The organism is Acididesulfobacillus acetoxydans (assembly GCF_902729405.1).
GTDB lineage: Bacteria > Bacillota > Desulfitobacteriia > Desulfitobacteriales > Desulfitobacteriaceae > Acididesulfobacillus > Acididesulfobacillus acetoxydans.
In genome coordinates this window covers 4,261,196-4,274,502 of sequence record NZ_LR746496.1, presented here as the reverse complement: position 1 = coordinate 4,274,502, position 13,307 = coordinate 4,261,196, and the positions used below count along the sequence as shown (strand labels likewise).

14 protein-coding genes and 1 pseudogene are annotated in these 13,307 nt (G+C 51.4%); all 15 read left to right on the top strand.

Features of this window, described 5'->3' with window-relative positions; translation table 11 throughout:
- Window positions 1-57: 57 nt before the first annotated feature.
- The 15 genes and pseudogenes from MNU25_RS18975 (at window position 58) to MNU25_RS18910 (ending at window position 13,174) form a co-directional block, all read left to right on the top strand.
- Window positions 58-984 carry a carbohydrate ABC transporter permease gene (locus MNU25_RS18975; RefSeq protein WP_240986502.1) on the top strand — a complete coding sequence of 309 codons (927 nt, stop codon included), beginning with the start codon at window positions 58-60 and terminating at the stop codon, window positions 982-984.
- Window positions 981-1,817 carry a carbohydrate ABC transporter permease gene (locus MNU25_RS18970; RefSeq protein WP_240986501.1) on the top strand — a complete coding sequence of 279 codons (837 nt, stop codon included), beginning with the start codon at window positions 981-983 and terminating at the stop codon, window positions 1,815-1,817. The genes MNU25_RS18975 and MNU25_RS18970 overlap by 4 nt, the downstream gene beginning before the upstream one ends.
- Window positions 1,818-1,891: 74 nt before the next feature.
- Window positions 1,892-2,710 carry a transketolase gene (locus MNU25_RS18965; RefSeq protein ID WP_240986500.1) on the top strand — a complete coding sequence of 273 codons (819 nt, stop codon included), beginning with the start codon at window positions 1,892-1,894 and terminating at the stop codon, window positions 2,708-2,710.
- A 1-nt stretch (window position 2,711) separates the two neighbouring features.
- Window positions 2,712-3,650, top strand: coding sequence for a transketolase family protein (locus MNU25_RS18960; RefSeq protein ID WP_240986499.1), 939 nt, complete (start codon window positions 2,712-2,714; stop codon window positions 3,648-3,650).
- Between the two features lie 50 nt (window positions 3,651-3,700).
- Window positions 3,701-4,135, top strand: a complete 435-nt coding sequence (locus MNU25_RS18955; protein ID WP_240986498.1) for a cupin domain-containing protein — start codon at window positions 3,701-3,703, stop codon at window positions 4,133-4,135.
- Entirely contained in the window at window positions 4,132-5,151 is a 1,020-nt protein-coding gene (locus tag MNU25_RS18950) for a 5-deoxy-glucuronate isomerase (protein WP_240986497.1), read from the top strand. The genes MNU25_RS18955 and MNU25_RS18950 overlap by 4 nt, the downstream gene beginning before the upstream one ends.
- Window positions 5,152-5,294: 143 nt before the next feature.
- Window positions 5,295-5,444, top strand: a complete 150-nt coding sequence (locus tag MNU25_RS20725) for a 6-phosphofructokinase (protein ID WP_420838691.1) — start codon at window positions 5,295-5,297, stop codon at window positions 5,442-5,444.
- Window positions 5,407-5,628: a 6-phosphofructokinase gene (locus MNU25_RS18945; RefSeq protein ID WP_240986496.1), complete on the top strand. Its 222-nt coding sequence runs from the start codon at window positions 5,407-5,409 to the stop codon at window positions 5,626-5,628. Before MNU25_RS20725 ends, MNU25_RS18945 begins: the two co-directional genes overlap by 38 nt.
- A 227-nt stretch (window positions 5,629-5,855) precedes the next feature.
- Window positions 5,856-6,353, top strand: a pseudogene (locus MNU25_RS18940) (hypothetical protein); the annotation flags it as partial.
- A gap of 17 nt (window positions 6,354-6,370) precedes the next feature.
- Window positions 6,371-7,435 (top strand): oxidoreductase, encoded by a 1,065-nt coding sequence (locus MNU25_RS18935; protein ID WP_240986494.1) that lies wholly within the window; start codon window positions 6,371-6,373, stop codon window positions 7,433-7,435.
- Between the two features lie 54 nt (window positions 7,436-7,489).
- Window positions 7,490-8,293 carry a 5-deoxy-glucuronate isomerase gene (gene iolB, locus MNU25_RS18930; RefSeq protein WP_240986493.1) on the top strand — a complete coding sequence of 268 codons (804 nt, stop codon included), beginning with the start codon at window positions 7,490-7,492 and terminating at the stop codon, window positions 8,291-8,293.
- Between the two features lie 61 nt (window positions 8,294-8,354).
- Window positions 8,355-9,881: a tagaturonate reductase gene (locus MNU25_RS18925; protein ID WP_240986492.1), complete on the top strand. Its 1,527-nt coding sequence runs from the start codon at window positions 8,355-8,357 to the stop codon at window positions 9,879-9,881.
- Window positions 9,882-9,905: 24 nt separating this feature from the next.
- Window positions 9,906-11,405: a UxaA family hydrolase gene (locus tag MNU25_RS18920; RefSeq protein ID WP_240986491.1), complete on the top strand. Its 1,500-nt coding sequence runs from the start codon at window positions 9,906-9,908 to the stop codon at window positions 11,403-11,405.
- A gap of 40 nt (window positions 11,406-11,445) precedes the next feature.
- On the top strand, window positions 11,446-12,504 hold the full coding sequence (uxuA, locus tag MNU25_RS18915; RefSeq protein WP_240986490.1) for a mannonate dehydratase: 1,059 nt from the start codon (window positions 11,446-11,448) through the stop codon (window positions 12,502-12,504).
- Between the two features lie 22 nt (window positions 12,505-12,526).
- Window positions 12,527-13,174: a bifunctional 2-keto-4-hydroxyglutarate aldolase/2-keto-3-deoxy-6-phosphogluconate aldolase gene (locus MNU25_RS18910; RefSeq protein WP_240986489.1), complete on the top strand. Its 648-nt coding sequence runs from the start codon at window positions 12,527-12,529 to the stop codon at window positions 13,172-13,174.
- Window positions 13,175-13,307 lie beyond the last annotated feature (133 nt).

Here is a 13,307-nt window from a genome sequence, read left to right as displayed (position 1 = left end):
TGCGGGGACGGCGCGCAGCCGCCCCCGTCGTCAAAGTTCAATTTGGGGGTTAATTCCTTGAACACTGCAAATCCAATTATCCCGAAGGGAAGATCCGGCAAAGGAAAACTGTACAAATACTGGTACCCGTATTTCTATTTGTTGCCCGCTGCCGTGGTTGTCATCACGATTATCGGGTATCCGGTAGTGAGAGCTGTGGTCACAAGCCTTTTTCACGATAATCCTCTTAATCCTAAGATGACCTTTGTTGGCTTCAGCAACTATGTTAGCGTACTGGAAGACCATGTTTTCCATGTTGCCGTTCTCAATTCACTCATCTGGATTTTCGGCATCGTCCTTTTTCAGTTTGGTCTCGGTATGATTGGTGCCTTGTTATTAAATGAGAAGTTTCGGGGACGCGGTGTAGTACGTGGATTGGTATTGATTCCCTGGGCTACTCCCAGTGTCCTGGCGGCTATGATGTGGATCTGGATCCTCGACGCTAACCATGGTGTTGTCAACGACTTACTAACTAGGATGGGACTGTCCTTCTTATCACAGCCTTGGTTTTCACAGCCGCATACGGCTTTGCCCGCTTTAATGCTGATTGACATTTGGCAGGGCGTACCGTTTTTTGCCGTGATGATTTTGGCCGCTCTCCAAACCATTCCCGAGGATTTGGTTGAGGCCTCGTTTTTAGATGGGGCAACAGCCTGGAACACCTTCTGGCAGGTTAAGTTTCCTATTATCTTGCCTACCGTCCTCATTACCACTCTCTTAAGGATCGTGTGGACTGCAAGTTACATGGATCTAATCTTGGTCATTACGCAAGGCGGACCCGGTTACGCAACCCTTACGGTGCCGGCGTATGCTTACTATATGGCCTACTCAGATCTAAATTTTGGTGGGGCGACGGCAACGGCCGTCTTGCAGGGACTGGCACTCTTAGGGGTAGTCTTGGTTTACCTTAAAATACTGACAAAGCAGGGGATATTGGAGAAATGATCAAAAAAAAGAGTAGGATAGGACGCCCGTTAATGTGGATAGTATTAATTGGTTGGTTGCTATTTGCTTTAGGTCCGTATATTTGGATGTTTTTGACCTCGATCAAACCGACATCCGAGTTGTTTGCCCGTCCTATGCACTATTTACCCCAACACGGGACGCTTGCGGCCTATCGTGAACTAATCAGCACGACGCCTTTCCTGGAATTTATGGAGCACAGCTTATTGGTGGCCGCATTTACTGCCATGTTTACCTTGTTATTAGCCACTCCGGCGGGATTTAGTCTATCCAGACACACTTTTAAAGGGAAAAAGGTTGTGCTTTCTCTGCTCATATCTTCACAGTTTTTTCCGTCCATTTTGCTTGTGCTGGCGCTGTACCCGATCATGCGAAGCACAGGCCTGATCCACACGATGTCCGGCTTGATTGTTGTTTACACGGCGTTCGTAACCCCGTTTACTACTTGGTTGATGAAAGGCTTTTTTGACGGTATACCCAAAGATGTTGATGAAGCTGCCAAGGTGGACGGGTGTAGCGAATTTGAGGTGATTTGGTACGTTTTATTACCGGTACTGGTCCCCGGGTTGGTAGCAGCCGGAGCCTACATCGTCATTTTCTCCTGGAATGAGTTTTTATTTGCCTTAACTTTTGCCTCTAATACCGGAGCCAGTACACTGCCGGTTGGTTTAAACACATTTATCGGTGACTATATCACACGCTGGGACCTGCTAACCGCAGGAGGTGTGGTTTCCGCCATCCCGATTGTGATCTTCTTTATGTTAATTCAAAAGAGACTGATAAGCGGTTTGACAGCGGGCGCTGTAAAAAGTTGACAGTCGGACAGGGTAAGCCACCTCTTTTAGCCCCTTAATAAATTATTGTGTTGTAACAAAAAGGAGCTGTAATTATGGAACCAATTGAACAAGAAGATCTGGTCAAACTAAATCAAGCGATCAGGAGGGACATTGTCCAAATGATCGGCATCGCTAAATCAGGTCATCCGGGAGGGTCTTTATCCTGTGTGGAAATACTGTCCGTTTTGTATTTCAGGATTATGAATATAGACCCAAAAAATCCAAAGGGGGAAGCGCGGGACCGCTTCATACTGAGTAAAGGACACGCAGCGCCAGCGCTCTATTCTGTCTTAGCCCACAGGGGCTTTTTCCCGATGGAGGAACTATTAACTTTGCGCAAGTTCGGCTCCCGTTTACAGGGACACCCGGACATGAAAAAGACTCCGGGTATTGATGCATCGACAGGTTCTTTGGGGCAGGGGTTATCCATTTCTGTAGGGCTGGCTCTTGGCAGCAGGCTTAGTGGCAAGGGCTATCAAGTGTATACCTTGGTTGGGGACGGTGAGATTCAAGAAGGCCAGTTTTGGGAGGCATCGATGGCTGCGGCTCATTACAAACTCAGCAAGCTGACGCTGGTGTTGGATTACAATGGGTTGCAAATTGACGGAAAAAATGAGGAAGTAATGTCCTTTGGCAATATAAGGAACAAGTTAGAATCATTTGGTTTTGAAGTATTCGAAGTGGATGGCCACTCGCTCGAGCAATTAGAAGCAGCTTTTAAGTCGACTGTAAAGGACAGGCCTAAATGCATTATTGCTCACACTCACAAGGGCCAGGGCGTTTCCTTTATGAAAGATCAAGTTGGCTGGCATGGCAAGGCACCTAATGACGAAGAAGTTGCCAGGGCACTATCCGAACTGGAGGGGTTTTAACATGAATGTTAAAGAAATAAAAGCTCCACGCGTTGCTTACGGGGAAACACTGGTGGCACTTGGTGAAGAGACTCACAGTATTGTTGTGCTTGATGCTGACTTGGCGCATGCCACGACAACAAATTTGTTTGGAGAAAAATTTCCCGAGCGGTTTTTTAATATGGGGATTGCCGAACAAAATCTAATGGGTGTAGCCAGTGGTCTGTCCCTCGCTGGCTTCGTGCCTTTTGCCAGCACGTTTGCCATTTTTGGTTCCGGGCGAGCCTTTGAGCAGGTGCGAAATACAATTTGTTATCCGAAGCTCAACGTCAAAATTGGCGTGACGCACGCTGGGGTTACTGTTGGCGAAGATGGTGGAAGTCACCAAGCCATCGAAGACATCTCCCTAATGCGGAGCATTCCCAACATGACAGTGGTAGTGCCTGCAGATGCTGTGGAAACAGCTAAAGCCGTACGGGCAGCTGCAGCTTACGACGGCCCCGTGTATTTGAGGATAGCTCGTCCACCGGCACCGGTCTTTATCGGGGAAGACAGCGAGTTCGTTATAGGCAAGGCAAATGTCTTGAGAGAGGGAAAGGACATATGTTTGTGTGCAGCGGGTTTGATGGTGTTTAAGGCTATGGAGGCTGCAGAGGTGCTACAGGCCTCGGGAATTGAAGCTACGGTGGTCAACTTTCATACCATTAAGCCGATTGACAAACAGCTGCTCCTTGAATTGGCTCAGAAGATAGACAAGATGATCACCGTGGAGGAACACTCAGTTATCGGTGGTTTGGGCTCGGCGGTTGCCGAGGTCTTAAGTGAGTGTCGTTTGGCCACAGTAAAGAGGATTGGGGTTGAAGATAAATTTGGTCAGTCCGGGACACCTGATCAATTGCTGGAAGCTTATGGACTGACATCCGCTAACATTGTCGCAACCGCAAAAGCCATGCTGACTTAAAAGTAGATAAACACTGTTGCAAAAGATGTGGCACGAGGAGAAAGGGATTTATGGAACAGAAGGGTTTACACATTTTTGAATATCAAGGAACCGGTGTACGGCGCGTGGTGGAGAGTGGAGACTGGTTCGTGGGGATAAAAAACTATAAACTGGCTAATGATTTACGCACACTGGAAACCCTGGAAAGACACTTGCTCAGCGATGAAGTCTTTATCCTGTTGGAAGGAGAATGTGTCTTGGTGGTTGCCGATGCAACAGAGAATTTAACAGTACAAGCGACAAAGATGGAAAGAGACAAAGTGTATTGCGTTACGAAAGGCGTCTGGCACACTACAATTTTAAACGAGCAATGCAAATTAATACTGGTCGAAAACAGAAACACTGCGGAAGAGAATAGTGAAATCCTCGGTTTAAGTTCTGAACTCATTAAGAAAATTCATGCAGCAATAACAGATAAAGCAATAGGAGGGATTTGTGCGTCGTGAAATCAACTGTCGATAAGTATGGAGCCCTGATTCAAAATGACAAGATCAACCCAGCCGTCGATGTTAATCCGTTAGGCAGTGGTGTGATTTTCGATCCCGCTGATGAACAGACCCCTTTGCAAGTAATAGGACTTGGTATCTACAAACTCAATGGCGAAATCTATCAGAACAATACAGGGGCAAAAGAATATGCGTTTGTTCCCATGGAAGGTACATTTGTAGTCAAGACCGAGGAGGGAGAGTTCCACCTGGAACGTGAGGGCGGTCCGTTCAACGTGGCGCCTGGAGCGAGTAACGCCTCAGCTCTTTATGTACCTAAAGAAAGTAGCTATACGATCACAGGGCATGGAGAGATTATCTACTATACAGCACCTTCATCCCAAAAAATGAAGACGGTTTTTATTTCGCAGGGACAGGTTCCGAATTTGAGTCGTGGAGACTTACTGTGGCGCAGGGATGTTATTACCATGATTGAACCTGGCATATCGACTAACCTAATTGTGGGAGAGACCTATTCCCCGCCAGGGCTTTGGAGCGGCACTCCTTTGCATGTACACGATGTTGGCGATGTGGCGGCTGGAGAATCCGAACATGAAGAAGTCTATTATCACGTTTCCCGCATGAAAGGGCGGGAGATGCCGAATTTCACAGTTCAGATGCTGTTTGACGGCAAAGAGATTAACAAAGCATATCTGTGCCAGGACAAAACTGCATTTGCAATTCCTGGAGTTTGTCACCCGGTTGTGGCGTCACCGGTCAGTGATTGTATCTACGGCTGGGCTCTTGCCGGGGTAGAAGGGCATTTGGGGATGAGAGACGTCGCAGATTTTGCCCACATGAAAAAAATTGGCGAATTTGCCAGCAAACTGAGAAGCGAGGAGGCAAACCAGGCAGCGTTGCTTCTCGACAGGGTAAAACTCTCCGATTTTTCGGCAGCGAACGGTCTTGACGAATTTCAAACAAAGATTGTCGAATTAATTCTCCGAGAGTATGGAATAAATTTCAAAAGCCTCTAAGAGCCAAGTGAGGTGGTGTATATCTGGGGTACGACCAATGTTGCCATGGAAAAGCTGGATTTGACATGAAAGGTCGGCCAGCTTTTTCTCCTATGGCTTGATGAGACTCCATCTGTGGACATTAGAAAAACGAACGGACAGGAATGCACAACTATGAGGAATATTGCTGTGTTAACGAGCGGGGGGATGCCCCCGGAATGAATGCAGCGATTCTAGTAGTGGTATGCCAGGGATTAGCACAAGGGTTAGAAGTGTATGGCGTTTATGACGGATTTCAGGGACTCATTGATTGATGGACAAATTCAATTGTTGGGTCCCTACACTGTTGCCAACATATTCACCGAAGCGCTCTGCTCTAGTTGTAGTGAAGAGTTTAAGACAGATGCAGGGCAGTCTAAAGGTTTTGAGTATCTGCGGGAAACTGGGATTGAGGGGTTAGTTGTCATTGGGGGAGACGGATCCTTTAAGGGGGCATAAAAACTAGGAGAATGGGGTTTTCCTGTAATAGGGGTTCCGGCGACAAGTGACAACGATATAGCCTTATGGGCCGGATTTGCTGGATGGGCCGCAACAATCACAATCCTGATACTGGAAGCGGAATTCGATATGTCTAAGATTGCCGCCCGCCTAAAAGCAGGTTTTCGGCTTGGGAAAAATTTTAGCATTATTGTTGTGGCCGAGGAGTCTGTTCGGGAAATGAAGTTGGCAAGATGACTAAAAAAGAAACCGGTTTAAATAGTAGAATAATTTTATTAGGTCATTTACAAAGGGGCGGGGGGTCGTCGGCATTTGACCAGATGTTGGGTACCTTCTTTGGCGTGGGGGCGGTTGTTCACTTGTTGGCGCATCAACAAACAGGCAAGATGGTTTCTCGTCCTGGGGTCAGTCTTGGCGAGGTCTTCAGAGCGGGGCAGGAAGCCTATGCCCGTCTCGGTTATAAGGGTGAATGGCAATATCATCATCAAGGCGGACTGGCAGGATATCAATCCCGCGAAATCAAAGCAACTGCGCAAACGGGGCGAATTTTGGCCGTCGCTCAGGCCTTGGATTGGAATCCCACCTTGCAGGGGACGAAAGCCGAGGACACTGTGCTTGTGGGTGAGAAGGGTCCGGAAATCTTGACCGCAACCGGTCTTTTCCCGACGGAAAAGGTCGAGATAGACGGACGGAGTTTTCACCGTCCGGTCATACTGGAACGCTGATTTAAGGAGGAACGAAGATGGTTTCAAAGAATGAAGAGGTGCGGGTTGGCGTCGTGGGTTACGGAATGTCCGGTCAGGTTTTTCACGCGCCGATCATATCCTGCGTTCCGGGACTGACCCTGGCTAAAGTCGTGGAACGGCATGGCCAGAAGTCAAAAGAACGCTACCCTCAAGTCGAGGTTGTCGACAGTCCGGAAAAGCTGTTTGAAGACAATACGATTGATCTGGTCGTTATTACGACGCCGAATGCGTCCCACTTTGAGCTCGCCGAAAAAGCGCTTAAGGCGGGCAAGCATGTTGTCGTCGAGAAGCCCTTTACCGTGACGAGTACGGAAGCCCAGAGTCTGATCGATATCGCCTACCAGGAAAAAAGGCTTCTCAGCGTCTATCAGAACCGGCGGTGGGACGGAGATTTCCAAACGGTTCGCCAGATCGTCCGGGAAGGGCTGTTAGGACAAATCGTCGAGTTTGAGTCCCACTATGACCGGTATATCAACTACCTGCGCCCGTCCACCTGGAAAGAAGAGGATGCTGAAGGGTCAGGAATTGCCTATGACTTAGGTTCCCATCTTATCGACCAGGCCCAGGTTCTTTTTGGTGTTCCCCGGCGCATTAGTGCGGATGTTCGAAAGGTGAGAGAAGGGAGTCGCATCGACGACAGCCTCCAAATGTTTATGGAATATGAGAACCTGACCGTGACGCTCAAGGCCAGCATGCTCGTGCGGGAAATCGGACCGCGTTTCATCGTCCATGGAACGGACGGCTCTTTCGTCAAATATGGGCTCGATCCTCAAGAGGCGGCCCTCAAAGGCGGCATTTCCCCATTGGGAGTCGCCGATTGGGGCTGTGAAGGGAAAGACCTCTGGGGCAAGCTCAACACGCAAGTGGGCGGATTGCACTTCACCGGCCAGGTGGAGACGATCCCGGGAGATTACTGCGCCTATTACCGCAACATCTACGGCGCGATTACCGGTCGGGAGGCGCTGATTGTGAAGCCTGAAGAGGCCCGCAATACCATTCGCATGATCGAAGTGGCAAAACAGAGCGCCCGGGAAAAGAAGGCAGTCGCATTTTCTCTCTAGGCAGGGGAGAACATAAAAACAGACAAGATGAACAAGGAATTGGAGGTTTGAATCATGCAGTTATTTTACAAAGGACAAGTCTACACAGGAAGACGTGACGTCATTGACCCGGCTGAACAGGGGTTGATGGGGCTCTCCACCCTCAGGTTGGGCAGCGGAGAGGTTTATGAAAGCCAATCCGGAGAGTATGAGATCGGCCTTGTTATTTTAAGCGGCAGCGCGGATGTCGCTGTGGACGGTCAAGCCTTTGCCGCACTGGGAAAACGCGCGAATGTGTTTGCCGGGCCGGCCGCCACGGTATATATCCCGCGGGACAGTTCCTACCGGGTCGAAGGAAAGAGCGCTGATTTCGAAGCGGCTCTGTGCCTGGTCAAGGCGGACAAAAAGCTTGCTCCGTTCGTCGTGAAACCGGAAGAAGTTGTCATTAACCACCGGGGCGGACAATCCTGGAAGCGCGATGTGCACGACATCATCGTTGACAACGGGGAAGGGAAAGTGGATAAGATCGTCCTCGGCGAGACCTATGGCGATCCCGGCAACTGGTCCAGTTTTCCGTCCCATAAGCATGATCAGTCCATCCCAGGTGTAGAAACCGAACTTACGGAGATCTACTATTTCCGGGTCAAGCCGGAAAATGGATTCGGCGTGCAGATCCTCTATACCGAAGACCGGGAACTTGATGAAGCCTTTGTGATTCGGGATCAGGACAGCGTGCTCATTCCCAAAGGGTATCACCCGGTCGTAGCGCCCCCGTCGGTACAGGTCTACTATCTGTGGTTCTTAGCCGGCAGCAAAGGGCGGAAGATGCAGCCTCATGACGATCCCCAATACAAAGGACTGCACGCCTTAGTAAAATAGGACGCCCGTTGACAGGGCAAGCGGAAAACTCCCTGGGATAGGGATGACGGAGGTAGAGAAAATGACTCAGAGATTAACAAGAGCTTTATTAGAGGGAGGTTTCCCCTTTCCTGAGGGTCTCAAAGTTCCGGAATACCCGGCGAACTTACCGGAGAGAGTGATCCAGTTCGGTGAAGGCAACTTTCTGCGTGCCTTTGTCGATTGGATGTTCGATGCCATGGACCGCAAGGGTCTCTTTAACGGCAAAGTGGTTGTTGTCCAGCCTTTAAACGAGGGCATGGTGGAGAGGCTGAACCAACAGGACGGCCTGTATACCTTGCTGTTGCGCGGAATCCGTGACGGGCAGCCCGTGAGCGACGAGACGGTCATCGGTTCGATTAGCCGCGGGATCGACATTTTCGCCGATTGGCAGGAATACCTAAAATGTGCGGAAAACCCGGATATTGAATATGTCGTCTCCAATACCACTGAGGCCGGCATCGCCTATAACCCAGCGGACCGCCCGACAGATTGTCCGCCGGCTTCGTTCCCGGGCAAGCTCGCGGTTTACCTCTATCACCGTTTTCAGCATTTCCAAGGAGACTCGGCCAAGGGCATGGTGATCATTCCCTGCGAGCTGATCGACCGGAACGGGGATAACCTGAAGAAGATCGTCCTGCGCCTGGCCGAAGAGTGGAAGCTGCCGGCGGAGTTCTCGACCTGGCTCAAAGAGCACAATACGTTTGTCAACACGCTGGTGGATCGGGTCGTTCCGGGTTACCCCAGAGACGAAGTGGCGGCACTGACAGAGCGTTTGGGTTATGAGGATCAGATGCTCGACACCGGTGAGCTGTTCCATCTCTGGGTCGTTGAAGGTCCGCAGGAACTGCGAAAGAGACTGCCATTTGCGCAGGCGGGTCTCAATGTCGTATGGACAGACGATATGACGCCGTACCGGACCCTGAAAGTGCGCTTCCTGAACGGAAGCCATACCTCTTGTGTTCCTGTCGCTTTCCTCTACGGTCTGGACACGGTCAAAGAAATAGTGGAACATCCGGTGTTGGGACCGTATCTCGAACAAATCATTGCGGAAGAAATCATGCCATCTACCGGGATTGAACAGAAAACGCAGAAGGAATATGCCGCCTCTGTTTTGGAAAGGTTCCGCAATCCTTACATTAAGCACTACCTCCTGAGCATTCTTCTCAACTCCATTTCCAAATTCAAGACCCGCGTTCTTCCATCCCTTCTCGGCTACAAGGAGAAGACCGGGCGGATTCCCTTGAAGATCAGCTTTTCCCTGGCTTCTCTCCTCGCGCTCTACCGCGGTAAGGTCGAGGGAACGAGCATGAAGTGCGTGCGGGGTGAGAGCCAGTTTGAGATGCGGGATGACCCGGAAGTTCTCAAATTTCTCGAATCCGTCTGGTCGGAATGCGATCTGAGCCAGGAATCCGTGCTCAAGCTGGTGCGCACCGTTTTGGCCAAAGTCGAGTTCTGGGGTCAGGACTTAACGGAAGTGAGCGGATTTGCCGAAGCGGTGGCGGCTGACCTGCACGCCATTGTCAACCAGGGTGTGGAGAAGGCTATTCAACGCACGATGCTCAAATAATACGAATTGGGTGGGAGTGAAACCATGGAACTGCTCAGACTGAATGACGCGGATAATGTTGCAGTGGCGCTCAGGGACCTGAAAAAAGGAGAAACAGTTCGTCTAGGCAGCATGGAGATTACTCTGCTGGAGGATGTGCCGGGGGGACACAAAGTTGCAGTCTCTGATATCGCTGAGAGGGCAAACGTCGTAAAATACGGTTTCCCCATCGGCCAGGCGACAAAGGCCATCAGAGGCGGAGAATGGGTGCACACCCACAACACGCACACAAATCTTGCCGGGACTCTGAGTTACCAATATGCGCCTGGTTACCAGGAACGCAATGCGCAAACGCCTTCTGAACGCTCGAAGGACACGTTCTGGGGCTACCGCAGAGAGGACGGCAGAGTGGGGATTCGGAACGAGATCTGGATTGTGCCGACCGTCAGCTGCGTCAACCGGGTGGCTGAATTGATCGCCCGGGAAGCAAGAGAAGCGCTGAAAGACCGTCTCGGACTGGACGGAGTCTTTGAATTTAAGCATCCTTACGGTTGTTCCCAGATGGGAGAGGATCAACTGCGAACGCAGCAGATCCTGGCTGACCTCATTCAGCACCCGAATGCCGCGGGAGTCCTCGTCCTCGGTTTGGGCTGTGAGAACAGCAATGTCGGCGAGATCAAGAAAGTTCTCGGGGACTATAACGAAGAGCGGGTCAAGTTTCTCGTCGCGCAGGAAGTAGAGGATGAGCTTGCGGCCGGTGTTGAAATCGTCCGGAAACTCGCGGACTACGCCGAGCGCTTCCAACGGGAGAAGTGCCCGGTTTCCGAGTTGACGATCGGCCTCAAGTGCGGAGGGTCGGACGGCTTTTCCGGAATCACCGCCAATCCGCTTGTCGGGGCGTTTTCCGACCGCCTGACTGCGGCGGGAGGGGCGACTGTCCTGACCGAGGTTCCGGAGATGTTTGGAGCGGAAACGCTCTTGATGAACCGGGCCGTGAATGAAGAAGTCTTTGCCAAAACGGTTCGCCTGGTTAACGACTTTAAAGATTATTATGCTTCCTACAAACAGCCCATCTATGAGAATCCTTCTCCCGGGAACAAGAAGGGCGGCATTACGACGCTGGAGGACAAGTCCCTTGGTTGCACGCAGAAAGGCGGAACGTCGGAAGTTGTCGATGTGCTGGATTACGCCGGACGGGTCATGTGCCGGGGACTCAATCTGCTGGCCGCTCCCGGGAACGACATGGTGGCGGCGACGGCTCTGGCGGCAGCCGGTTGCCAGATGGTCCTCTTCACGACCGGTCGGGGCACCCCGCTGGGGACCTGCGTCCCTACCGTGAAAGTTTCGACGAATAGCGGCCTCTACCAGAGGAAGAGCCATTGGATCGATTTTGACGCCGGGGTCCTTTTGAACGGAACAAGCATGGAAGACCTGGCGGATGATTTCTGGAAGTATGTCCTGCGCGTCGCTTCCGGAGAAGCGACGAAAGCCGAGAACCTGGGTTTCCGGGATATTGCCATCTTCAAAAATGGCGTGACCCTTTAGACACGGGTTTGGCGGGAAGAGAATCTGGGGGAATCAGGCTATGAAAATGGTTTTTCGCTGGTATGGCGAAGGGAATGATACGGTGACACTGGAGCAGATCCGGCAGATCCCGGGTGTTTCAGGCATCGTCTGGGCGCTGCACGATGTGCCGGCCGGAGAAGACTGGCCTATGGAAAAAATCCTGGCGGTCAAGAAGCGGGCGGATCAGTACGGATTCAGCCTGGACGTCGTCGAAAGCGTCAACGTGCACGAGGACATTAAACTGGGGCTTAAGACGCGGGATCGTTACATCGAAAACTATAAAAAGACGATTGCCAAGCTGGCCCAAGTCGGAGTCAAAGTGATCTGTTACAATTTCATGCCGATTTTCGATTGGACGAGGACGGACATGGCCAGGAGGCTGGATGACGGATCAACGGCTCTCTTCTATGAAAATGCTAAAATCAAGGACATGGATCCGATGGAATTGGTGAGCGAGATCGCCTCCAATCCCGACCTGACCATGCCCGGCTGGGAGCCGGAGCGCCTTAGCCGCTTGAACGAGCTTTTCGAAGCCTATAGGAATGTGACGGAAGAAGACTTGTGGCAGAACCTCAAGTATTTTCTGGAACAGATCATTCCTGTGGCGGAGGCGAATGACATAAAGATGGCCATTCACCCTGACGATCCGCCCTGGCCGGTCTTCGGTCTGCCCCGGATTCTTACGGGTCAAGCCAATCTGAGACGGTTCTTGAAGCTGGTCGACAGTCCTTATAACGCACTGACACTCTGCAGCGGTTCTCTTGGGGCGAATGCGGAGAATGACGTGCCCGCCATGGTCAGGGAATTCGTCGACCGGATCGCTTTTGCTCACATTCGAAACGTTCGAAGGTTTGACAACGGCGATTTTGTCGAGACCTCCCACCGGACCGGGGACGGTTCCCTGGACATCGTCGCGATCGTCAAAGCCTATTATGAAGGCGGGTTCACGGGCTATGTCCGTCCTGACCACGGACGGCACATCTGGAATAAAAAGTGCCGGCCTGGCTACGGCCTCTACGACAGGGCGCTTGGTATCATGTACTTATGGGGTGTTTGGGATACCTTGGAATCAAGATAGTGGATAAGAAAGGATGATTCTCATGGCAACCAAGGAAGAAATCGTTTCCAGAATTAAAGAAGGCGGGCTGGTGGCCGTTGTCCGGGCGGAAAGCACGGAGCAGGCGTTCAAAATCACGGAAGCCTGTATCGCCGGCGGAGTCGTGGCGATTGAAATCACCTTCACCGTACCCGGAGCCGCCGATCTCATTAAAGAATTGGCGGCAAAATACAAAAACGGTCCAATCATCATCGGCGCCGGGACCGTGCTCGATCCGGAAACCGCCAGAACGGCCATTCTCGCCGGTGCGGAATACATCGTCAGCCCGAGCCTCAGCGTGGAAACCGTCAAGCTCTGCAACCGTTACCAAGTGCCTTGCATGCCGGGTGCGATGACAGTGAAAGAAGCTGTAGAGTGCATGGAAGCCGGTGCGGACATCGTCAAGATCTTCCCGGGGGAAGTGTTCGGACCGAAGATCATCAAAGCGATCAAAGGACCTATCCCGCAAGCGGCCATGATGCCGACCGGCGGGGTCAGCCTCGATAACGTCGAAGAATGGATCAAGGCCGGTGCCGTCGCCGTAGGCGTCGGCGGCAGCCTGACCGCGGGCGCCAAGAAAGGCGACTACGAATCCATCACCACCATCGCCAAACAATTCATCGAGAAGATCAAGGCCGCCAGAGCGAAATAGAAGACTTTGCTGCACTCGATACATCTGATAGGTGGGACTGCTTCTATACTCTTATTCTCGTATTTGCATGAGAAAAGCTGTAGTCAAGATAGCCCAAGGGATACAGCGGTAAGCGAACCATTAGGCATAGGCG